Here is a 21,855-nt window from a genome sequence, read left to right on the forward strand (position 1 = left end):
GTCAGTATTTTCATGAAAATACTGAGTTGCTCCAGCTGACACTCAGCTTACAATCGCGCAGTTTAATTTTAGTATTGAGAATAAAGATGCGCGCACTCCGTCTTACTCCCTTATCCATTGCAATTTCCGCGGCGCTAAATAGCCCAATTCCAGTCATGGCGGATGACGAAAACACTATTACCCTATCTCCTGTAGTGGTCACTGCTACCCGGCAGGCACAAAATAGTTTTGACCTGCCGGTCGCCATTGATGTGGTGAGTGAAAAAGACATCAAGGACGGCCAGTTGCAGATGCAATTATCTGAAAGTCTGATTCGCGTGCCAGGCATCACAGCACAAAACAGAAACAATCAAGCCCAGGATCCTCAAATTTCTACTCGTGGTTTTGGCTCACGCTCTGCTTTTGGCGTGCGAGGAGTAAGAGTGTATGTGGATGGCATTCCACTCACCATGCCCGATGGTCAAGGCCAGCCAGGGGTGGTTGATTTATCTGCCATTAAAAGTATCGAAGTAATGCGCGGACCCTTCTCATCACTTTACGGAAACTCCTCTGGTGGCGTCATCCAGATGATGACAAAAAACTCACCACAATCACCTGAAGTTGGCGCTACCGCCATGTTTGGCAGTTATGATACGAAACGGCAAATATTAGAGGCTGCTGGGCAATCTGAAAATGTTGAATATCTATTGAATATTTCCAACTTTGAAACCAATAGTTTCCGTGATCATGGCAAAGGCAACAAACAAATGGCCACTGCCAAGTTCAAATTTAACATTAGCGAAGACACCAAGCTCACTTCATTGGTGAATTGGTTTGAGCAAGATGCCCAGGATCCATTAGGACTGGATCGCGCACGAGCATTTTCACGCTCAACCAGAGACTCAGCGGTTGCCGCAGCAACATTTGCAAATACTGGCGTGAAACGTGATCATACTCAGATAGGCTTCAATCTAGAACATACATTTAACGAAAACAATAAAATCAGTTTGATCCCATATGTAGGGTCACGTAGAAATGCGCAAGTTCTCACTACAACGGCTACTGCTACTACCTTTGCTGCTACTAACGGACGCTTGAGCGAAATAGACCGAGAATTTTATGGCATGGATGCCCGCTGGGATAATAATGGCAAATTAGGTCTCATGCCTTACACTATCAGCTTAGGCCTAACATATGGGAAATCTTCCGACCTCAGAAAAGACACCAACATTCAAGGGGCAAGCTTAGGCCCCAACAGGATTGAAGATAATATTGTAAATAACTTCGACCAATACATTCAAGGTAAGCTCTCTGTGGCTCCTAGTGTAGACATTCATGCCGGGGCACGCCATACAAAAGTCAGATTAAAAGTAAAAGACGATTTACTTACCGTCAATGGCGACAATAGTGGCAACGTAGAATACCAAAAAACCACCCCAGTGATCGGCGCTGTCTGGAAAGCCACTGAGGCCCTGAATTTTTATGTTAACTTCGGCAAAGGGTTTGAGACCCCGACCTTCGTTGAAGCGGCATTTGATAACGTTGCCACCGGTGTCGCGAGTAAGCCGAATTTGGGTTTGAAAGCGTCAGAAAGTAATAATTATGAAATTGGTGCCAAGGCATTTTTGAACGATAGCACTAGAATGAACGTTACCCTGTTTAAGGTAATGACCGACGATGAAATCGTCACCTCACTTACTAATGCTGGCCGCTCCTCTTTCACCAATGCAGGGAAGACGGAACGTAAAGGTTTAGAATTCTCGATTGACTCCAGATATGAAAATAATATCAGCACTTATTTTGCTTACACTTTACTGGACGCTGAGTTTAAAGATTCGTTTACATTCAGACCTACAACCACAACAACAAGAACAGTATTAGCAGGCAATAAGATTCCTGGAACTTATCGTAGCCAGATTTATGGCGAAATTGCCTGGAGCTATGCCCCGCTGGGATTCTTCACAGCGTTTGAAGGTCGTCATAACAGCAAAGTGTATGTGGATGATGTGAATAGTGAATCAGCTCCTTCTTATACCATCTTCAATCTGCGTGCAGGATTTGAGCAAAACTTAACCAACTGGAGATTTAAAGAATTTATTCGCATAGAAAATATGTTTGATAAAGAATATATCGGCTCAGTAAGAATTAATGATGGAAACAGATTGTTTTATGAAACAGCTGCAGACCGCAACTATCTCGTCGGCTTGAGCGCGCAATACAAGTTCTAAATACATCAACCTATTTAAAGCCAGCATTTGCTGGCTTTTTTGTTGCATAGTGCTTATCGCAATTAGTGATTTTCGACCACATTTCGTGTTTAATAGCGCAATCTCTTTCTGGAGCATGCAGCATGTCGATTACCGTAGACCTCAAGATTCTTGACCCACGTTTGCATCACATGATGCCAAGCTATGCAACGCCAGGATCAGCCGGCCTGGATCTGCGGGCCTGTATTGAGCACACACAAACGATACAGCCGGGCGAAACGGTCATGATTCCTACCGGCATGGCTATTCATATTGACAATACTTATTACGCTGCCATGATTTTGCCGCGCTCTGGCTTAGGTCATAAGCACGGTATTGTGCTGGGCAACCTGGTAGGGCTGATCGATTCAGATTACCAAGGGCAATTGCTGGTCTCGTGCTGGAACCGCAGTAAAGAACCGTTCATCCTGAACCCGATGGAACGGATTGCACAGATGGTGATTGTGCCTGTTGTGCAGGCGGATTTTCATATTGTTGACGAATTTGCCAGCAGCGAACGTGGTGAAGGCGGCTTTGGTAGCACAGGCAAGCACTAATTGTTTGAAAAATTGCAATAATTGCTTGATTTGATCATCGATTTCAATCTATAATCTCGCTCTTTCTGAAAAGATAAAAGTATTTGGAGATAACCATGGCACGTGTATGTCAGGTAACCGGTAAAAAACCTATGGTGGGCAACAACGTTTCCCACGCACAAAACAAAACAAGACGTCGTTTCTTGCCTAACTTGCAAAACCGTAAGTTTTGGGTTGAGAGCGAAAACCGCTGGGTAAGCCTGCGCATTACTAACGCCGCTTTGCGTACCATCGACAAAAATGGTATCGATGCAGTATTGGCTGATTTGCGCGCTGCTGGCGAAAAAATCTAACTCGCGGCACTAGTGAGCAAAGGACAATATCATGCGTGAAAAAATCAAATTGGAATCCAGTGCTGGTACAGGTCACTTCTATACCACTACTAAAAACAAACGTACTATGCCTGAGAAAATGGAAATCAAAAAGTTTGATCCAGTTGCTCGCAAGCATGTCATGTACAAAGAAACTAAATTGAAATAATTTCAATTTAAAGTTTCAATAAAAAAGCCTGCATATGCAGGCTTTTTTATTGTCCTTGATTATTTCTTTATGCTTCGCCATTAACAGTGTTTGGAGAAGAGATAATACGCACGTCCTGCTGTGGGTATGGAATCCGAATATTATTGGCTTTGAAGCGCCGCCAAATCTCGTAATAAATGTCGCTTTGCAATTTGGCTGTCCCCTCCTCAGGGTTGGGAACCCATATCGCTAATACTAAATCAATGCCATTTTGGCCAAATGATTTGATGATGACATCAACCGCTGCATCATCCTGAATGGTTCGCTCGTGTGTTCTACCGATTTCTTTTAGTAATTGTATCGCCAGATCAAGGTCGCTTTCATAGGATATCTGAATGGGAATAGGCACCTTGGCTGTATGTACTGCAGAGGTATGATTAATTACCACATCAGTAATCATCTTCTCGTTAGGAATGATGATTTCTGTCGCGTCGGGCTTCTGCAGGATCATGTAGCGAGAGCGCAACTCTTGCACAACACCATGATGCTCCCCAATGGTAATGAGGTCGCCCATGTGCAGAGACTTATCCATCAAGATGATAAAGCCGCTCACGTAGTTACTCGCGATCTTTTGCAAACCAAAACCCAAGCCTACGCCAAGTGCCCCGCCAAACACTGACAACATGGTGACATCAATCCCCACCGCCGCCATCGACATTAACAAGGCAATCACAATCGCCACCATTCGCACCAACTTGACCATAATGACACGCCAGTTGCCATTAATGTTAGTGACTGCCATGAGCCTGAGTTCTATCATGCGGCTCAGCCACAATGCCGCCAGCATGGTGATGACAATGGTCAGGCTGCCTTGCAACAGCAACAGCAGATTAAGCTTCTGCTTGCCTATACTGAATTTCACGTCTTCGAGAATTTGCAATGCAGGGTCAAGAAAGCCACTGATATGCAAAGCGACAATCACCCACACGCTCCAGGCGATAATGCGCTCAAACGAGTGCAACCAGGCGCCCGGTGAAAATACATAACGCAGCACATAGACCAAACTGCGAATCACGACCATGGCCAGCAACATTCGCACTGACAGCTTGATCAGCCCCACGTGCATCCAATGCTCAAGCGCCAACCGAGCAATCAATAGCATTAAAAATGCCACCAGCGGGAAAAAAAGTCGCTCAATCCCACCTAGTAGCATTTTATAAACAACGTTTACACGCCCGGCAGCAATTTGCTTGCGCAGATGCAGATTCAACAGACCGCTGACCGCAAGCACAGCGCCTATAATGAATAATTGCCATAACGCCGAGCCAGAACTCAGGTCATGCGCAATTTCTTTCCAAAGAATATTAATATCGTGATCCATGATTGATTGTTATAACAAGAAGATAGTGGCTAGGCCAAGGAAAATCATAAATCCGCCACTGTCGGTGATGGCAGTAATCAGCACGCTAGAGCCCACGGCAGGATCACGGTCCAACTTATTCATCACCAAGGGAATCGTTACACCAATCACGGCAGCCAGTAATAAGTTAAGCGTCATAGCCGCCATCATGACCAGGCCAAGTGCCGCATTATGATACAGCCAGTAGGCAACCAAGCCGAGCACCCCACCCCACAACAAACCGTTGAGCAGGGCAACGCCCATTTCTTTTTGTAGCAGTGACTTCATGTGGTAACCGGAAATCTGTCCTAACGCCAGACCACGTACAATCATGGTGGTGGTTTGGTTGCCAGAGTTGCCGCCTATGCCGGCAACAATAGGCATCAGTGCGGCCAATGCAACGATTTTTTCAATGCTGCCTTCAAACAGACCAATCACGCGTGAAGCGACCAGCGCGGTGACGAGGTTAATCGCCAGCCACGCCCAACGGTTTTGTACCGACTTCCAAATAGAAGCAAAGAAATCTTCCTCTTCACGCAAACCTGCCCAGGAGAGCATATCTGCCTCGGCTTCTTCACGGATAATATCCATCACCGTATCTACCGTAATACGGCCGACGAGTTTGCGGTTATTATCCACCACCGGTGCAGTCACCAGGTCATAGCGTTCGAAGGCCATTGCCGCCTGGTCTGCCATGTCTTCAGGATGAAACACCACCGCGTCGGTGGACATAATGTCACCGACTTTTGTTTCAGGGTCATTCAAGATAATACGTTTAAGGGGCAGTACGCCTTGCAGGATATCATCGCGATTAATGACAAAGAGTTTATCCGTATGGTCTGGGAATTTTGGCAACCTGCGCAGATAACGTAACACCACTTCCAGCGTAATATCATCGCGAATGGTGACGATATCGAAATCCATGATGGCACCCACAGTGTCTTCCGGATACGACAAAGCTGATTGCAAACGCTCACGATGTTGCGTATCCAGACTATATAGCAGGTCCTGCAACACGTCTTTTGGCAAGTCCGGCGCCAAGTCAGCCAGCTCGTCGGTATCCAGCTGCTCTGCTGCCGCCAGCAACTCTTCACTATCCATGTCTGCAATCAGCGTCTGGCGAACAGCGTCAGACACCTCAAGCAGTATCTCACCATCACGCTCGGCTTTGACCAAGTCCCACACCATGAGGCGGTCATCCAATGGCAAGGATTCAAGGATATAAGCCACGTCAGCGGGGTGCAGCTGGTCCAGCTTGTGTTGCAGGATATTCAGATTCTGCTTGTGAACAAGATTTTCAACCAGGTCATGATTAGGCATATCTTGCCTATGTACCACATGCTCAACCAATTTGTGCTTATCCAGCAAGTGGATGACCTGCTGCAAAGTATCACTCAGGCTTTCCTTGCCTTCGGACACTTTCTCATCATGTTCTTGATTTTCTGTCATGCATTATCCAATGTTGAGCAGGCGTTATTTTTGCAGGTATTATTGTACAAAGCGTTGATGACACTACCTAGAGTTTTATGCAAAACCAGTTGATATTATTAGGCACCCAGGGCTGCCATTTATGCGAACAAGCAGAGCACATTCTGCAAACGCTTGACGTGTCTTACCAATATCTAGACATCATAGATAACGAAAAATTGCTGGCGCTGTATGAAATCCATATTCCGGTCTTATTAGAGAGCATGGCATGCGAGAAAGGGTTGTATTGGCCATTTGATGCTGACAAGGTCAGCGCCTGGTTAAAACAGTAAATATCAGACAATAAAAAAGCCAGCGGTTGCTGGCTTTTTTATTTATGCGTCAGTACTATTCCGCGGCTGGTGCTTCAGCCAATTCTGGGCGGTCTACCAACTCAACAAATGCCATAGGAGCATTGTCACCTTGGCGGAAACCACATTTCAGAATACGCAGGTAACCACCATTACGTGCATTGTAACGTGGGCCCAGTTCACCGAACAGTTTGCCAACGATATCGCGGTCACGCAGACGGCTGAACGCCAGACGACGGTTTGCCAGAGTAGGTGTTTTACCCAAAGTGATCAGAGGCTCAGCATATTTGCGCAGCTCTTTTGCTTTTGGCAAAGTTGTTTTGATCACTTCGTGACGCAGCAAAGAGGTCACCATGTTGCGGAACATGGCAGCACGATGGCTGCTGGTTCTGTTCAATTTACGATTGCTATTACCGTGACGCATAGTAATTTCCTTAAGTATTTATCTTATTAGAAATTAAGCTTTTTCCAAGCCAACAGGTGGCCAGTTTTCCAGCTTCATTCCCAGTGTCAAGCCTTTGGAGGCCAACACGTCTTTAATTTCATTCAATGATTTTCTACCCAGGTTAGGCGCTTTCAGCAATTCGTTTTCTGTACGCTGAATCAGATCACCAATGTAGAAAATGTTTTCTGCTTTAAGGCAGTTGGCAGAACGTACTGTCAGTTCCAGGTCATCAACTGGGCGCAACAGGATAGGATCTACCTGTGGAGCTGCTTTCACTTCAACATCAGCGGAAGCACCTTCCAGATTTGCGAACACAGACAGCTGACCAATGAGGATACGCGCTGCATCACGAATAGCCTGCTCTGGCTCGATGATGCCGTTAGTCTCAACATCCATAATCAGTTTGTCGAGGTCAGTACGCTGCTCAACACGTGCACTCTCAACATGATAGCTCACTTTGTTGATCGGGCTGAAAGAGGCATCCACCATCATGAAACCCAACACGCGATCTTCATCGTTGGCTTTCTGACGGGCTGGGACTGGCTGGTAGCCACGGCCCATTTCAACTTTCACTTCCAGGTTCAGCTTACCGCCTTTAGTGATGTTAGCGATGATGTGGTTTGGGTTAACAATCTCAGCATCGTGGCCAACTTCAAAATCACCAGCAGTCACAATACCTTCACCAGATTTGTTCAACACCAAAATGGTTTCAGTTTTATTGTGCAGTTTTAAAGCAACACCTTTCAGGTTCAGCAAGATGTCAACAACGTCTTCTTGCACACCTTCGATAGTGGAGTACTCATGTACAACACCATCAATTTTTACTTCAGTGATGGCAAAACCCGGAATGGAAGAGAGCAAAACTCTTCTCAACGCATTACCCAAGGTATAGCCAAAGCCACGTTCCATTGGCTCTAAAGTCACACGTGCACGCAGTGGAGTAATCACTTCAACGTCCACAACACGTGGCTTCAAATAATCTGTAGGGTTATTTTGCATACAATTCCTTGAAGTAATTGGGTATTAAAAAATAAACCTTAGTCTAGACTAAGCGATTACTTAGAATACAATTCAACGATCAATGATTCATTGATGGTAGCAGGCAACTCATCACGCTGAGGTTTAGCCTTAAACTTACCAGACAATGCTTTGACGTCGACTTCCAACCACTCAGGGAAACCACGTTGTTCAGCCGCTTCAACAGCAGCTTTAATACGCAATTGTGTTTTTGCTTTATCAGCTACAGTAATCACGTCGCCAGCCTTCACTTGGTATGAAGGAATGTTTACGCGCTTGCCGTTAACCAAAATCGCGTTGTGACGCACAACCTGACGTGCCTCAGAACGTGAGCCTGCCAGACCCATGCGGTATGCTACATTGTCCAGGCGGGACTCCAGCAACTGCAACAGGCTCTCACCTGTAATACCTTTTTGACGGTCCGCTTCAGCGTAATATGTACGGAATTGACCTTCCAATACGCCATAAATACGACGTACTTTTTGCTTCTCACGCAGTTGCACACCGTAATCTGACAGGCGTGAGTTACGGCGTTGACCATGCTGACCTGGTGCGAAGTTGCGCTTCTCAATCGCGCATTTGTCTGTAAAGCATTTCTCTGCTTTTAGAAACAGCTTTTCACCTTCACGACGGCATTGACGGCATTTAGGGTCTAAATTTCTAGCCAAAATAGTTCTCCAGTAATCGATTCGCTAATCTGTGATAGCGAAATGAATTAAATTCTGCGTTTTTTCGGTGGGCGGCAACCGTTATGAGGTACCGGTGTCACATCGGTAATGCTAGTGATTTTGAAACCAGCAGCATTCAACGCACGCACAGCAGATTCACGACCTGGACCTGGACCTTTGATACGAACTTCCAGATTCTTCACACCAGATTCCTGAGCAGCTTTACCAGCTACTTCAGAAGCGACCTGTGCAGCAAATGGGGTACTCTTACGTGAACCTTTAAAACCCTGACCACCGGAAGTAGCCCATGACAACGCATTGCCCTGACGATCGGTAATCGTGATAATCGTGTTGTTAAAAGAAGCGTGCACGTGAGCAATACCCTCGGCAATATTCTTTTTAACTTTTTTTCTAACGCGTACATTAGCTTTTGCCATGTTGTACTGTCCTTAATATTTACTTTTGTTCAATAAAGATTATTTAGCTTGCTTGATGGCTTTAACCGGGCCTTTGCGAGTACGCGCATTGGTTTTGGTACGCTGACCGCGCACTGGTAAGCCACGACGATGGCGGATACCACGGTAGCAACCAAGGTCCATCAAACGCTTGATGTTCATGGTGACTTCACGACGCAGGTCACCTTCTACAGTGTATTTAGCCACTTCATCACGCAGTTTTTCTACTTCTGCATCACTCAGATCCTTGACTTTCACTGTTGTCAAAACACCAGCTGCAGCACAGATTTTCTGCGCAGTATTGCGACCAATACCGTAGATAGAGGTCAGAGCAATTTCTGCATGTTTGTGGTTTGGGATATTTACCCCGGCAATACGAGCCATACTTAAACTCCAATAATCAATCGTTTTTCACGATCAAACTTGTGCGTAGAAAAGAAAAGCCGCATATTATATCAGCCAATCAGAGCACTCACAAGCAATTGTTTTACCATTAACCTTGACGTTGTTTATGACGTGGGTCAGTACAAATAATGCGAACAACACCGCGACGTCTTACGACTTTACAGTTACGGCATAATGTTTTAACTGATGCGCGAACTCTCATCTTACTTTCCTTTATTTAAATCACTTACTTTGCGCGGAATGTAATTCGCGCACGGGTTAAATCATAAGGGGTCATTTCCACAGTGACTTTGTCACCTGGCAGAATACGGATGTAATGCATCCGCATCTTGCCTGAAATGTAACCTAGTACAGTATGACCATTTTCCAGTTTCACTTTAAAAGTTGCATTGGGTAAATTCTCAAGAATCTCCCCCTGCATCTCTATCCGATCCTCTTTAGCCATTTTTTACTTACCCGTCCCCTTAAAGTTTGCCTTTTTGAGCAGGCCTTCATACTGCTGGGACATCAGGTGCGATTGCACCTGGGTCATAAAATCCATTGTGACGACAACGATAATCAGCAATGAAGTACCACCAAAATAGAACGGGGTGTTAAATTTCAACACTAAAAACTCTGGTAACAAACAAACCAGTGTTATGTACAACGCACCAATTAAAGTCAACCGACCCATGATGCGGTCAATATATTTAGCAGTTTGCTCACCAGGACGGATACCTGGGACAAACGCACCACTTTTCTTCAGGTTATCTGCCGTTTCCTTGGGATTGAATACCAATGCCGTGTAGAAAAAAGCAAAAAACAATATCGCTGCAGCAAACAACAAAATGTACAACGGCTGACCGGGAGAAAGCTTCGCGCTGACATCCTTCAACCAATACATATGCTCACTGCTACCAAACCAGCCTGCCAATGTGGCGGGGAACAAAATAATGCTTGAAGCGAAAATCGGTGGAATCACACCAGACATATTCAACTTCAAAGGCAAATGCGTAGACTGACCACCGTAAATACGGTTACCCACCTGACGCTTGGCATAGTTCACAGTAATCTTGCGCTGGCCACGCTCAACAAACACAACCAACGCGGTCACCAGAATCACAGCAACAAACAGGAACATGACCAGTGGAATAGAGAATGCACCGGTTTTCGCCAGATCCAGCGTACTTCCAATCGCGTGCGGCAGTCCTGCCACAATACCCGCAAAAATAATGATTGAAATGCCGTTACCAATACCACGTTCGGTAATCTGCTCACCCAACCACATCAAGAACATCGTACCCGCAACTAAGGTAGTGACTGCTGTTATGCGGAACGCAAAACCAGGATCCAATACCAAGCCCGCCTGGCCTTCCAAAGCAATGGCAATACCTAATGCTTGGAATGTTGCCAGCAGCACAGTGCCGTAGCGGGTATATTTAGTAATCTGGCGTCGGCCAGCTTCACCTTCTTTTTTTAGCTGCTCCAACTGCGGTGAAACCACAGTCAGCAACTGCATGATAATCGAGGCAGAAATGTAAGGCATGATACCTAAGGCAAACACGGTGAAGCGGGATAACGCACCACCGGAGAACATGTTAAACATGCCCAAAATGCCATCTTTCTGCGTATCGAACAACTGCTTCAAGACAGTCGGATCAATGCCTGGCACTGGAATATGTGCACCCAAGCGGTAAACCACCAATGCACCCAACAAGAACCACAAACGGCTTTTTAATTCGCCCAGTTTGCCGACGGAACTTAAGATATTATCCTGTGCCAAGCTGATACTCTCTTTTGACTACGATTATACTTCCAGCACTTTACCGCCAGCGGACTCGATGGCTGCTTTAGCACCTTTGGTCAACAACAAACCTTGTACTTGTACTTTGGCGGACACTTCACCAGACAGGTAGACTTTGACTGCTTTAGCAGTGGCAGGCACCAGTTTGGCTGCTTTCAACACCAGAATATCAACCACTTCAGCCTCTACCAACGCCAATTCGCTCGTACGGATACGTGCTGTGTCAGCTTGAGTCAATGAGTTAAAACCACGTTTTGGCAAGCGACGTTGCAAAGGCATTTGACCACCTTCGAAACCCACTTTGTGGAAACCACCAGCACGGGATTTTTGACCCTTGTGACCACGGCCACCAGTTTTACCCAGGCCGGAGCCAATACCACGACCTAAACGACGAGATGCTTTTTTTGCGCCTGCAGCAGGCTTAATCGTGTTTAATTGCATGATTATTCAACCTTCAAAAGATAACTCACAGCGTTGATCATGCCGCGGTTTTCTGGAGTATCAAGAACCTCCACGGTGTGATGCATACGACGCAAGCCCAAGCCACGTACGGATGCTTTGTGAGCTTCAATACGACCAATCAAACTTCTTACCAGCGTTACCTTGATAGTCGCGCTTTCTTTTTTAGCTTTAGCCATGATTAACCTCTGATTTCTTCTACGGTCTTACCACGCTTGGCGGCAATTTCAGCCGGTGTATTCATGGATGCCAGACCGTTCAAAGTTGCGCGAACCAGGTTGTAAGGATTGGTAGAACCAATACTTTTTGCAACCACATTAGTCACGCCCATCACTTCAAAAATCGCACGCATTGCACCACCGGCGATGATACCAGTACCTTCTGAAGCTGGCTGGATCAAGACTTTAGCAGCACCGTGAACACCAGTCACAGCGTGGTGCAAAGTACCATTATTCAGGTTTACTTTAACCATGCTACGACGGGCTTCATCCATGGCTTTTTGTACAGCCACTGGCACTTCACGTGCTTTACCTTTACCCATGCCAACCGCACCATCACCATCACCAACCACGGTCAGTGCTGCGAAGCTCATGATACGACCACCCTTAACCGTTTTACTTACACGGTTAACGGTAATCATCTTCTCGCGCAAACCATCAGTTTGCTGCTGTTGTTCAATATCTTTAGCCATTCTTTATCTCACCCTTAGAATTTGAGACCAGATTCACGGGCAGCGTCAGCCAAAGCCTTGATACGACCGTGATACTTGTAGCCTGAACGATCAAAGGCAACAGTGGTAATACCGGCTTTTGCCGCTTTTTCAGCAATACGCTTACCAATCAGGGTTGCAGCTTCGACGTTGCCGCCATTTTTCAGTTGTTGACGCACTTCAGCCTCAACGGTGGATGCACTCGCCAATACGCGATCGCCAGTTTCAGCGATGATCTGTGCGTAGATATTAGTATTGGTGCGATGTACACTCAAACGTGTCACTTTCAACTCGGCGATTTTGGCACGGGTTTTACGTGCACGGCGCAAGCGGTTATTTACGTTCTTCATTGAATTTACCTTTAATGTTGAATCACTGTTCAGCTTAGTTTTAAGCTACAAGTGCCTTACTTATTTTTTCTTGGTCTCTTTAATGACCACCACTTCGTCAGCATAACGAACACCTTTACCTTTATAAGGCTCTGGTGCACGGTAAGCACGAATCTGAGCAGCCACTTGACCAACCACTTGCTTGTTAGCGCCTGTCAACACTACTTCAGTTGGAGTAGGTGTCTGCACAGTCACGCCTTCTGGCATCTTGTGGTTGATTGGATGAGAGTAGCCCAACTCCAGATTCAGGGTAGAACCTTGAGCATTGGCTTTGTAGCCCACACCAATCAGTGACAATTTACGGGTAAAGCCAGCAGAAACACCTTGCACCATATTGGCAAGCAATGCACGGGTGGTACCGGACATAGCACGTGCATGTTGTGTTTCACTGTTGGCTTTCACCAACAATTGCTCACCTTCACGAACCACTGAAATATCAGCCGCCAAAGCTTGGCTCAATTTACCCAAAGGACCGCTGACCGCGACTTCAGAAGCAGAGATCACAACTTCCACTTTCGCTGGAATCGCAATCGGATTTTTAGCAACACGTGACATATTGATTCTCCTTAGGCCACGATGCACAGAACTTCGCCACCGATACCGGCAGCTTGTGCTTTACGATCAGTCATCACACCTTTAGAAGTGGAAACGATGGTCACGCCTAAACCGTTCATCACTTTAGGCAGGTTTTGACTACCTTTATAAATACGCAAACCTGGTTTGGATACACGCTCGATCTTCTCAATCACTGGACGACCGGCATAGTATTTCAGGCTAATGTTCAAAACTGGTTTACCTTCGTTGTTTTGAACGTTGAAATCGTCGATATAACCTTCATCTTTCAACACGTTTGCAATCGCGCCCTTCAACTTGGATGCTGGCATTGAAACGGTTGTCTTATTCGTACGTTGCGCGTTACGAATACGGGTCAACATATCGGCAATCGGATCACTCATACTCATGTTCTATTCCTCCGTTACCAGCTGGCCTTGGTGACACCTGGTACGTGACCAGCCATCATCAACTTACGCAACTCGTTACGTGCGATACCAAATTTACTAAACACACCACGTGGACGACCAGTCAAAGCACAACGGTTACGTGTGCGTACAGGACTGGAGTTACGTGGCAAACTTTGCAACTTCAAGCGCGCAGCCATACGGTCTTCTGGACTTGCGGACTGGTCATTGGTGATCGCCACCAATTCAGCACGTTTAGCTGCGAATTTTTTAACGGTTTCGCGACGCTTTTGCTCGCGCTCTGTCATACATACTTTTGCCATGACTTAACCTCTGAAAGGGAAACTAAACGCAGCCAAAAGAGCTTTCGCTTCTTCGTCTGTTTTTGCAGTTGTCGTAATCGTGATATTCATCCCGCGCAGCGCATCGATTTTATCGTACTCGATCTCTGGGAAAATGATCTGCTCTTTCACACCCATGTTGTAGTTACCACGGCCATCAAAAGATTTACCGGAGATACCACGGAAGTCACGGATACGTGGAATAGCCACGGTGATCAGACGATCCAGGAACTCATACATACGCTCACGACGCAGAGTCACCTTGCAGCCGACAGGATAGTCATCACGGATTTTAAACGCCGCCACGGATTTTTTCGCCTTGGTCACGATTGGTTTCTGACCAGCAATTTTTTCCATATCGGAAACAGCGTTTTCCATGACCTTTTTGTCAGCCACAGCTTCGCCCACACCCATGTTCAAGGTGATCTTTTCGATACGAGGCACCTGCATGGGTGATGTATAACCAAATTGCTCTGTCAATTTGGCCACTACTGTATCGTTATAATACTGTTTTAAACGTGCCATATTTATTCCTATGCGTCGATAGACTCGCCGCTAGATTTGAATACACGAATCTTGCGACCATCTTCCAGTACCTTAAAACCAACACGATCAGCTTTTTGTGTTGCAGCATTGAAGATTGCTACATTGGAGCCGTCTACCGGCATTTCCTTGCTGATGATGCCACCAGTGATACCACGCATGGGGTTAGGACGAGTGTGTTTTTTCACTACATTCAAACCTTCAACCACTACATGGCCGCTTGGCAAGACGCTTAAAACAGTGCCTGTTTTACCTGCATCTTTACCTGTATTCAGAATGACCTGGTCACCTTTGCGAATTTTGCTCATTTGATTGTCTCCAAGCCTTACAACACTTCAGGCGCCAGTGAAACAATCTTCATGAAGCGCTCACTACGCAGTTCACGTGTCACAGGGCCAAAAATACGTGTACCAATCGGCTCCAGCTTGTTGTTCAACAACACTGCAGCGTTGGCATCAAATTTAACTAACGAACCATCTGGACGGCGAACACCTTTAGCAGTGCGCACAACCACAGCGTTGTAAATTTCACCTTTTTTGACGCGACCACGCGGCGCAGCATCTTTCACGCTGACCTTGATGATGTCGCCAATGCTGGCGTAACGACGCTTGGAACCACCCAAGACCTTGATACACTGAACGGAACGCGCACCAGTGTTGTCGGCCACTTCCAGCCGAGATTGCATTTGAATCATGAGAAATAATCTCCAACTTAATCCGTTATAACCACTACCGGCCGTTTGCTTTCACAATTTCGGCCAATAGACCACGGTCAGTATTGGGGTGCCAGCTACATGCCAACTAAGGCGGGCACCGAAAAGTCCAACATTATACAACCAAAAAAACGCTTATGACAAGCGTTTTTCCGGTTTTATATTTTGAAGCCTAAATTACTTAGCTTCGATTTTGCTTACTACCCAAGTTTTGGTCTTGGAGTATGGGCGAGATTCAGTAATGGTGACCAGATCGCCTTCGTTACATGCATTGCTTTCATCATGCGCATGGAACTTGTTCGATTTCACAACCACTTTACCAATCAGAGGGTGTTTCACTTTACGCTCGACAAGCACAGTCACGGTTTTATCCATCTTGTTGCTTACGACGCGACCAGTCAAACTGCGTACTACTTTCGCTTTTTCAGTCATCATGCCTGTTTCGCTTTCTCAGCCAACACGGAGTTCACGCGAGCGATATCCTTGCGCACTTTACCCAGCTGATCTACTTTGTTCAATTGTTGGGTGGCCAACTGCATACGCAGAGAAAACTGCGCACGGCGCAACTCAACCAACTCGTTATTGAGCTCGTCTGCTGACTTTGCTCTCAATTCAGAAGCTTTCATCGTTACTACTCCTTAACTGCCAATTTGACGGGTCATGAATGTAGTTTCGACTGGCAGCTTGGCGGCAGCCAATCTGAAAGCCTCGCGAGCCAACTCTTCGCTCACACCATCCATCTCGTACAACATTTTACCTGGCTGAATCTGGGCGATGTAGTAGTCCACGCTACCTTTACCATTACCCATACGTACTTCAGCAGGTTTTTTAGAAATCGGTTGATCCGGAAACACACGAATCCAAACGCGGCCACCACGCTTAATGTGACGAGTCATCACACGACGGGCAGCTTCAATCTGGCGTGCTGTCAAGCGACCACGACCGATCGCTTTCAAACCAAATTCACCAAAACTCACCTTGTTACCAGTAGTCGCAATGCCTTTATTGCGACCCTTTTGCATCTTGCGGTATTTCTGTCTAGCTGGTTGCAGCATCTTTAGCCCTCGGCTTTCTTACTTTTTTCTCTGGCTCAGCATCAGCAACCGCAGCGTTTGCAGCAGCGTTGTCACCGAAGATCTCGCCTTTGAATACCCAAACTTTAATTCCGATGATACCGTAGGTGGTTGAAGCTTCAGCCACACCGTAGTCGATATCAGCACGCAGTGTATGCAGAGGCACGCGGCCTTCGCGGTACCACTCGGTACGTGCAATTTCGATACCGTTCAAACGACCGGAACTCATGATCTTAATGCCTTGTGCGCCCAAACGCATTGCGTTTTGCATCGCACGTTTCATGGCACGACGGAACATCACACGCTTTTCCAATTGCTGGGCAATGGATTGTGCGATCAATGTTGCGTCCAGTTCTGGCTTACGCACTTCTTCGATGTTCAGGTGCACTGGCACGCCCATCAGGCCTTGCAGGCTTGAGCGCAAGGATTCGATATCCTCACCTTTTTTACCAATCACGACGCCAGGACGCGCACTATGAATCGTGATTTTTGCGTTCTTGGCAGGACGCTCAATCACAATTTTGCTCACAGCGGCACTTGCCAGCTTTTTGTTCAAGAACTCACGCACTTTGATGTCGCCTTGCAACATCGCAGGGAAGTTCTGGCTATTAGAGTACCAACGAGAGGCCCAGTTTTTCTGAACGCTCAAACGGAACCCAATTGGATGAATTTTCTGTCCCATATTATTCCTTTGAGTCACCGACTGTCACATGAATATGACAGGTTGGTTTCGTAATACGACCAGCGCGACCTTTTGCACGTGCACGGATACGCTTCATCACCAAGCCTTTATCAACATAAATTGAAGTCACCTTCAATGTGTCGATATCAGCACCATTGTTATGTTCGGCGTTAGCAATCGCAGACAGAACCACTTTTTTAATGATCTCGGCACCACGCTTAGGTGTAAATGCCAGGATATTCAAAGCTTGGTCTACTTTTTTGCCACGCACAAGGTCAGCCACCAAACGCGCTTTTTGCGGAGAAAGGTGTACGCCTTTTAAAACTGCAGTAACTTGCATTATCAGCCCCTTACTTCTTCGCTTTTTTATCAGCCGCGTGACCCTTGAACGTGCGAGTCAACGCAAATTCACCGAGCTTGTGACCAACCATGTTTTCAGAAATCAACACAGGCACATGCTGTCTGCCGTTGTGCACTGCGATGGTTAAACCAATGAAATTTGGCAAAACAGTCGAACGACGTGACCAAGTTTTGATTGGTTTACGGTCGCGACCCGCTACTGCGGTTTCGACTTTCTTCGCCAAATGTGCATCCACAAATGGACCTTTTTTAATAGAACGTGCCATAGCGATTACCTTACATTTCTCGGACGACGACTTACGCGCATGTTATCGGTACGCTTGTTCTTACGAGTACGATAACCCTTAGTTTTCTGACCCCATGGAGACACAGGGCTCATACCGGCAGCAGTACGGCCTTCACCACCACCGTGCGGGTGGTCGATCGGGTTCATCACCACACCGCGAACGGTTGGACGAACACCGCGCCAACGCATTGCACCGGCTTTACCGATAGAACGCAAGGAATGCTCTTCGTTACCTACTTCACCCAAAGTGGCCTTGCAGTCTACGTGCACGCGACGAACTTCACCTGAACGCAAACGCAACTGTGCGTAAGAACCTTCACGCGCCAACAGCTGTACGGAAGTACCTGCTGAACGAGCGATCTGCGCACCTTTACCTGGTTGAATTTCGATGCAGTGAATCGTGCTACCCACTGGAATGTTGCGCAATGGCAAGGCATTACCAGCACGGATAGGTGCTTCTGAACCGCTGATCAACTGTGCACCGGCAGCAATGCCGCGCGGTGCAATGATGTAACGACGTTCACCATCCGCATAGCACAACAATGCAATGTTTGCCGTACGGTTTGGATCGTATTCAATACGTTCAACGGTTGCAGGAATACCATCCTTGTTGCGACGGAAGTCGACAATACGGTAATGCTGCTTGTGACCACCACCCTGGTGACGGGTAGTGATACGGCCGTTATTGTTACGACCTGCGTTCTTGCTTTGACTTTCCAACAGCGGCGCGTAAGGTTTGCCTTTGTGCAAATCTGGTGTAACAACTTTCAATACACCGCGACGACCGGGGGAAGTTGGTTTGACTTTAACTAATGCCATGTCTTCTCTCCTTATTCGCCAGCTGCAAAGTTAATTTCTTGACCTGGCTTCAAGCTTACGTAAGCTTTTTTCCAGTCACTACGCTTACCCATGCGACGACCAGCGCGCTTCACTTTACCTGCGACGTTAATCACTGATACTGAAGCCACTTCGACCTTGAACACCAGTTCAACAGCCGCCTTGATTTCTGGCTTGGTTGCATCGGTACGCACTTTAAAAGCAATTTGCTGATGCTTGTCAGCAATGAATGTTGCCTTTTCAGTAATTTGTGGAGCCAAAATCACTTGCAACAAACGATCTTGTGTTTTTGTAGCTGCGGTAATCATGCCAAGATCTCCTCAAGTTTTTTCACAGCATTGGCTGTGACCAAAACGTTAGGGAAACGCACCAGACTTACTGGGTCAGCATATTGCGCTTCTACCACCAATACGTTTGGCAGGTTACGGGAAGACAAGTACAAATTCTCATCAAAACCGTCAGTCAACAGCAACACACCGCCATCGATGCCAAGGGCATTGATTTTTTGTACAAATTGTTTTGTTTTAGGGGCATCAACGGTAAAGCTGTCCACCACCTTCAAACGGTCCTGACGCACCAGCTCAGACAAAATAGTCTGCATACCTGCACGGTAAGCCTTACGGTTTACCTTGTGACTGTAGTTTTCGTTAGGACTGTTTGGGAATGCGCGACCACCTCCACGCCAGATCGGGCTGGAAGACATACCGGCACGGGCGTTACCAGTACCCTTTTGCGCAAAAGGCTTGTGGGTAGTGTGGGCAACGGTTGCACGGGTTTTCTGGGCGCGGGTTGCAGTACGGGCATTTGCCATGTAAGCAACCACCACCTGGTGCACCAGGGACTCATTGTATTCACGACCAAAGGTAACATCAGACGCATCAACGCCTTTTTTAGCTACCTTGCCGTTTTGATCGATTAACTTCAGTTCCATTATTTAGCCCCTTTCGCTTTGATGGCTGGACGTACAACAACATTGCCACCTTTGGAGCCAGGTACGGAACCTTTAATCAACAACAGGTTACGCTCTACATCCACACGCACGATTTCCAGGTTTTGGGTCGTGACTTTAGCGTCACCCAAATGACCAGGCATGCGCTTACCAGGGAATACTCGACCCGGATCCTGCGCCATACCGATAGAACCTGGTACGTTGTGAGAACGTGAGTTACCGTGCGATGCACGGTTAGAGGAGAAGTTGTGACGCTTGATCGCACCGGCAAAACCTTTACCGATGGATGTGCCAGTCACATCAACCAACTGACCAACGGAGAAAATGTCAACCGTGACATTGCCACCCACTTGGAAGTTAGCCAATACATCTTCAGCCACATTGAATTCTTTGATACCAGCACCAGCAGCAACGCCAGCTTTGGCATAGTGACCAGTCAACGCTTTGTTGATACGGCTAGCGCGACGCTCGCCGTAAGCAACCTGCAGGCCTGTATAGCCATCAGTTGCGACTGTCTTTACTTGTGTCACGCGGTTAGGAATCACTTCCAGCACAGTTACAGGAACGCTTGCACCTTCATCTGTAAAAATGCGGGTCATGCCCACCTTGCGACCAATAAGCCCTAAGCTCATGATCAGTTCCTTATAATAGTTAAAGTGGACGATTACAATTGACCGTCCACCGAAGAGCGCGGATTATACCGAACTATTCTTGATTTGACAATAACCTTTTCATTCAAAAAGGTTATTTCTAATTTCAGTATTTATTACAGCTTGATTTCTACATCCACACCAGCTGGCAGATCCAGCTTCATCAGGGCATCAACAGTTTTATCTGTAGGATCCACAATATCCATCAACCGCTGATGGGTACGGATTTCAAACTGGTCACGGGAAGTTTTGTTCACGTGTGGTGAACGCAGGATGTCAAAGCGTTCGATACGTGTTGGCAATGGCACTGGGCCTTTTACAACTGCACCAGTACGTTTCGCAGTATCCACAATCTCCAAAGCAGATTGGTCGATCAAACGATAATCAAATGCTTTCAGACGGATACGAATTTTTTGAGCTGCCATGTTTTTTCCTTAAAAAGAGCAAAAGCGGCAGGATAATCCTGCCGCCCGTAAAATGAATTACTCGATGATTTTGGCGACGACGCCAGCACCAACGGTACGACCACCTTCACGAATCGCGAAACGCAGACCGTCTTCCATCGCAATAGGAGCGATCAATGTTACTGTGATAGATACGTTATCACCTGGCATCACCATTTCGGTACCTGCTGGCAACTCAACCGCACCAGTCACGTCAGTTGTACGGAAGTAGAACTGTGGACGGTAGCCGTTGAAGAATGGAGTGTGACGACCACCTTCATCCTTACCCAACACGTAGATCTCAGCGGTGAACTTGGTGTGTGGCTTGATAGAACCGGATTTAGCCAACACTTGACCACGCTCAACTTCTTCACGCTTGGTGCCGCGCAACAGTACACCTACGTTGTCACCTGCTTGACCTTGGTCCAGCAGTTTACGGAACATTTCAACACCAGTACAGGTGGTTTTCAGTGTTGGCTTCAGGCCAACGATTTCGATTTCGTCGCCGACTTTAACGATACCACGCTCAACACGGCCGGTCACTACAGTACCACGGCCTGAGATAGAGAATACGTCCTCTACTGGCATCAGGAAGGTACCGTCGATGGCACGCTCTGGCGTCGGGATGTAGCTGTCCAGTGCATCAGCCAATGCGAAGATTGCTGGTTCGCCGATTTCTGATTGGTCGCCTTCGAGGGCCAATTTAGCAGAACCTTTGATGATTGGGGTGTCATCACCTGGGAAGTCATACTTGCTCAGCAAGTCACGCACTTCCATTTCAACCAGCTCCAGCAACTCAGCGTCGTCAACCATATCAGCTTTGTTCAGGAACACAACGATGTATGGTACACCAACCTGGCGGGCCAACAGGATGTGCTCACGTGTTTGTGGCATAGGGCCGTCAGCAGCGGAACATACCAAAATCGCGCCATCCATCTGCGCAGCACCGGTAATCATGTTTTTAACATAGTCAGCGTGGCCTGGGCAGTCAACGTGTGCGTAGTGACGTGTGGCTGTCTCGTATTCAACGTGGGCTGTGTTAATGGTAATACCACGGGCTTTTTCTTCTGGTGCCGCGTCAATTTGGTCGTAAGCTTTTGCTTCGCCGCCAAATTTCTTCGTCAACACTGTCGTAATCGCCGCTGTCAATGTTGTCTTACCGTGGTCAACGTGACCAATCGTACCAACGTTCACGTGTGGCTTGGTACGTTCAAATTTGCCTTTTGCCATGAT

37 protein-coding genes are annotated in these 21,855 nt (G+C 46.9%); 5 read left to right on the forward strand and 32 right to left on the reverse strand.

Going from position 1 to position 21,855, the window contains the following annotated elements:
* Positions 1–86: 86 nt before the first annotated feature.
* From F463_RS0106460 to rpmG, 4 genes are all read left to right on the forward strand, one after another.
* Positions 87–2,207 (forward strand): TonB-dependent receptor family protein, encoded by a 2,121-nt coding sequence (locus F463_RS0106460; protein ID WP_033413055.1) that lies wholly within the window; start codon positions 87–89, stop codon positions 2,205–2,207.
* Between the two features lie 122 nt (positions 2,208–2,329).
* Positions 2,330–2,782: a dUTP diphosphatase gene (dut, locus tag F463_RS0106465; RefSeq protein ID WP_018986248.1), complete on the forward strand. Its 453-nt coding sequence runs from the start codon at positions 2,330–2,332 to the stop codon at positions 2,780–2,782.
* Between the two features lie 95 nt (positions 2,783–2,877).
* Positions 2,878–3,114, forward strand: a complete 237-nt coding sequence (rpmB, locus tag F463_RS0106470) for a 50S ribosomal protein L28 (protein ID WP_018986249.1) — start codon at positions 2,878–2,880, stop codon at positions 3,112–3,114.
* A 31-nt stretch (positions 3,115–3,145) separates the two neighbouring features.
* A complete protein-coding gene (rpmG, locus tag F463_RS0106475) occupies positions 3,146–3,301 on the forward strand; it encodes a 50S ribosomal protein L33 (protein ID WP_013441158.1) in 156 nt (51 codons plus the stop codon).
* A gap of 67 nt (positions 3,302–3,368) precedes the next feature.
* Here the strand turns inward: rpmG and F463_RS0106480 are convergent, their stop codons facing one another.
* The gene (locus tag F463_RS0106480; protein WP_018986250.1) at positions 3,369–4,661 is read right to left on the reverse strand and encodes a mechanosensitive ion channel family protein; all 1,293 of its coding nucleotides are present in this window, start codon (positions 4,659–4,661) and stop codon (positions 3,369–3,371) included.
* 9 nt (positions 4,662–4,670) lie between these two features.
* Complete coding sequence (mgtE, locus tag F463_RS0106485; protein WP_018986251.1) at positions 4,671–6,128, reverse strand: magnesium transporter; 1,458 nt, start codon at positions 6,126–6,128, stop codon at positions 4,671–4,673.
* 77 nt (positions 6,129–6,205) lie between these two features.
* Between mgtE and F463_RS0106490 the strand changes: the two genes are divergently transcribed.
* Positions 6,206–6,439 (forward strand): glutaredoxin family protein, encoded by a 234-nt coding sequence (locus tag F463_RS0106490; RefSeq protein WP_018986252.1) that lies wholly within the window; start codon positions 6,206–6,208, stop codon positions 6,437–6,439.
* Positions 6,440–6,494: 55 nt separating this feature from the next.
* Here the strand turns inward: F463_RS0106490 and rplQ are convergent, their stop codons facing one another.
* From rplQ to tuf, 30 genes are all read right to left on the reverse strand, one after another.
* A complete protein-coding gene (gene rplQ / locus F463_RS0106495; RefSeq protein WP_018986253.1) occupies positions 6,495–6,881 on the reverse strand; it encodes a 50S ribosomal protein L17 in 387 nt (128 codons plus the stop codon).
* Positions 6,882–6,914: 33 nt separating this feature from the next.
* Positions 6,915–7,901: a DNA-directed RNA polymerase subunit alpha gene (locus F463_RS0106500; protein WP_018986254.1), complete on the reverse strand. Its 987-nt coding sequence runs from the start codon at positions 7,899–7,901 to the stop codon at positions 6,915–6,917.
* Between the two features lie 56 nt (positions 7,902–7,957).
* Positions 7,958–8,587, reverse strand: a complete 630-nt coding sequence (rpsD, locus tag F463_RS0106505) for a 30S ribosomal protein S4 (RefSeq protein ID WP_018986255.1) — start codon at positions 8,585–8,587, stop codon at positions 7,958–7,960.
* A 47-nt stretch (positions 8,588–8,634) separates the two neighbouring features.
* On the reverse strand, positions 8,635–9,024 hold the full coding sequence (gene rpsK / locus F463_RS0106510; protein WP_018986256.1) for a 30S ribosomal protein S11: 390 nt from the start codon (positions 9,022–9,024) through the stop codon (positions 8,635–8,637).
* 39 nt (positions 9,025–9,063) lie between these two features.
* A complete protein-coding gene (rpsM, locus tag F463_RS0106515) occupies positions 9,064–9,426 on the reverse strand; it encodes a 30S ribosomal protein S13 (RefSeq protein ID WP_018986257.1) in 363 nt (120 codons plus the stop codon).
* Between the two features lie 109 nt (positions 9,427–9,535).
* Positions 9,536–9,649, reverse strand: a complete 114-nt coding sequence (gene rpmJ, locus F463_RS14765) for a 50S ribosomal protein L36 (RefSeq protein WP_081620790.1) — start codon at positions 9,647–9,649, stop codon at positions 9,536–9,538.
* A 24-nt stretch (positions 9,650–9,673) separates the two neighbouring features.
* Positions 9,674–9,892, reverse strand: coding sequence for a translation initiation factor IF-1 (gene infA, locus F463_RS0106520; RefSeq protein ID WP_018986258.1), 219 nt, complete (start codon positions 9,890–9,892; stop codon positions 9,674–9,676).
* Between the two features lie 3 nt (positions 9,893–9,895).
* The gene (gene secY / locus F463_RS0106525; RefSeq protein ID WP_018986259.1) at positions 9,896–11,209 is read right to left on the reverse strand and encodes a preprotein translocase subunit SecY; all 1,314 of its coding nucleotides are present in this window, start codon (positions 11,207–11,209) and stop codon (positions 9,896–9,898) included.
* Positions 11,210–11,233: 24 nt separating this feature from the next.
* A complete protein-coding gene (rplO, locus tag F463_RS0106530; RefSeq protein WP_018986260.1) occupies positions 11,234–11,671 on the reverse strand; it encodes a 50S ribosomal protein L15 in 438 nt (145 codons plus the stop codon).
* Between the two features lie 2 nt (positions 11,672–11,673).
* Entirely contained in the window at positions 11,674–11,868 is a 195-nt protein-coding gene (rpmD, locus tag F463_RS0106535) for a 50S ribosomal protein L30 (protein ID WP_018986261.1), read from the reverse strand.
* A gap of 2 nt (positions 11,869–11,870) precedes the next feature.
* Complete coding sequence (rpsE, locus tag F463_RS0106540; RefSeq protein WP_018986262.1) at positions 11,871–12,380, reverse strand: 30S ribosomal protein S5; 510 nt, start codon at positions 12,378–12,380, stop codon at positions 11,871–11,873.
* Positions 12,381–12,394: 14 nt separating this feature from the next.
* Positions 12,395–12,748: a 50S ribosomal protein L18 gene (rplR, locus tag F463_RS0106545; RefSeq protein WP_018986263.1), complete on the reverse strand. Its 354-nt coding sequence runs from the start codon at positions 12,746–12,748 to the stop codon at positions 12,395–12,397.
* Between the two features lie 60 nt (positions 12,749–12,808).
* Positions 12,809–13,342 (reverse strand): 50S ribosomal protein L6, encoded by a 534-nt coding sequence (gene rplF / locus F463_RS0106550; protein WP_018986264.1) that lies wholly within the window; start codon positions 13,340–13,342, stop codon positions 12,809–12,811.
* Positions 13,343–13,353: 11 nt separating this feature from the next.
* Entirely contained in the window at positions 13,354–13,749 is a 396-nt protein-coding gene (gene rpsH, locus F463_RS0106555) for a 30S ribosomal protein S8 (RefSeq protein WP_026295377.1), read from the reverse strand.
* 14 nt (positions 13,750–13,763) lie between these two features.
* Complete coding sequence (rpsN, locus tag F463_RS0106560; RefSeq protein ID WP_026295378.1) at positions 13,764–14,069, reverse strand: 30S ribosomal protein S14; 306 nt, start codon at positions 14,067–14,069, stop codon at positions 13,764–13,766.
* Between the two features lie 3 nt (positions 14,070–14,072).
* Positions 14,073–14,612, reverse strand: a complete 540-nt coding sequence (gene rplE, locus F463_RS0106565) for a 50S ribosomal protein L5 (protein ID WP_018986267.1) — start codon at positions 14,610–14,612, stop codon at positions 14,073–14,075.
* Between the two features lie 8 nt (positions 14,613–14,620).
* Positions 14,621–14,938 (reverse strand): 50S ribosomal protein L24, encoded by a 318-nt coding sequence (rplX, locus tag F463_RS0106570; protein ID WP_018986268.1) that lies wholly within the window; start codon positions 14,936–14,938, stop codon positions 14,621–14,623.
* Between the two features lie 17 nt (positions 14,939–14,955).
* Positions 14,956–15,324: a 50S ribosomal protein L14 gene (rplN, locus tag F463_RS0106575; RefSeq protein ID WP_018986269.1), complete on the reverse strand. Its 369-nt coding sequence runs from the start codon at positions 15,322–15,324 to the stop codon at positions 14,956–14,958.
* A gap of 195 nt (positions 15,325–15,519) precedes the next feature.
* Positions 15,520–15,777: a 30S ribosomal protein S17 gene (gene rpsQ, locus F463_RS0106580; protein WP_018986270.1), complete on the reverse strand. Its 258-nt coding sequence runs from the start codon at positions 15,775–15,777 to the stop codon at positions 15,520–15,522.
* On the reverse strand, positions 15,774–15,968 hold the full coding sequence (rpmC, locus tag F463_RS0106585) for a 50S ribosomal protein L29 (protein ID WP_018986271.1): 195 nt from the start codon (positions 15,966–15,968) through the stop codon (positions 15,774–15,776). The genes rpsQ and rpmC overlap by 4 nt, the downstream gene beginning before the upstream one ends.
* Positions 15,969–15,980: 12 nt before the next feature.
* The gene (gene rplP, locus F463_RS0106590) at positions 15,981–16,397 is read right to left on the reverse strand and encodes a 50S ribosomal protein L16 (protein ID WP_018986272.1); all 417 of its coding nucleotides are present in this window, start codon (positions 16,395–16,397) and stop codon (positions 15,981–15,983) included.
* A complete protein-coding gene (gene rpsC, locus F463_RS0106595) occupies positions 16,381–17,097 on the reverse strand; it encodes a 30S ribosomal protein S3 (protein ID WP_018986273.1) in 717 nt (238 codons plus the stop codon). The genes rplP and rpsC overlap by 17 nt, the downstream gene beginning before the upstream one ends.
* Before the next feature lies 1 nt (position 17,098).
* Positions 17,099–17,437: a 50S ribosomal protein L22 gene (gene rplV, locus F463_RS0106600; protein ID WP_018986274.1), complete on the reverse strand. Its 339-nt coding sequence runs from the start codon at positions 17,435–17,437 to the stop codon at positions 17,099–17,101.
* Positions 17,438–17,447: 10 nt separating this feature from the next.
* Positions 17,448–17,723, reverse strand: a complete 276-nt coding sequence (gene rpsS, locus F463_RS0106605; RefSeq protein ID WP_018986275.1) for a 30S ribosomal protein S19 — start codon at positions 17,721–17,723, stop codon at positions 17,448–17,450.
* Between the two features lie 5 nt (positions 17,724–17,728).
* A complete protein-coding gene (gene rplB / locus F463_RS0106610) occupies positions 17,729–18,562 on the reverse strand; it encodes a 50S ribosomal protein L2 (protein WP_018986276.1) in 834 nt (277 codons plus the stop codon).
* Between the two features lie 11 nt (positions 18,563–18,573).
* Positions 18,574–18,888 (reverse strand): 50S ribosomal protein L23, encoded by a 315-nt coding sequence (rplW, locus tag F463_RS0106615; RefSeq protein ID WP_018986277.1) that lies wholly within the window; start codon positions 18,886–18,888, stop codon positions 18,574–18,576.
* A complete protein-coding gene (rplD, locus tag F463_RS0106620; RefSeq protein ID WP_018986278.1) occupies positions 18,885–19,511 on the reverse strand; it encodes a 50S ribosomal protein L4 in 627 nt (208 codons plus the stop codon). The genes rplW and rplD overlap by 4 nt, the downstream gene beginning before the upstream one ends.
* Entirely contained in the window at positions 19,511–20,161 is a 651-nt protein-coding gene (gene rplC / locus F463_RS0106625) for a 50S ribosomal protein L3 (RefSeq protein ID WP_018986279.1), read from the reverse strand. The genes rplD and rplC overlap by 1 nt, the downstream gene beginning before the upstream one ends.
* 134 nt (positions 20,162–20,295) lie before the next feature.
* Entirely contained in the window at positions 20,296–20,604 is a 309-nt protein-coding gene (gene rpsJ, locus F463_RS0106630) for a 30S ribosomal protein S10 (RefSeq protein ID WP_018986280.1), read from the reverse strand.
* A gap of 57 nt (positions 20,605–20,661) precedes the next feature.
* Positions 20,662–21,852, reverse strand: a complete 1,191-nt coding sequence (gene tuf / locus F463_RS0106635) for an elongation factor Tu (protein WP_026295380.1) — start codon at positions 21,850–21,852, stop codon at positions 20,662–20,664.
* Positions 21,853–21,855 lie beyond the last annotated feature (3 nt).

This window comes from Methylophilus methylotrophus DSM 46235 = ATCC 53528 (assembly GCF_000378225.1).
Classification (GTDB): domain Bacteria; phylum Pseudomonadota; class Gammaproteobacteria; order Burkholderiales; family Methylophilaceae; genus Methylophilus; species Methylophilus methylotrophus.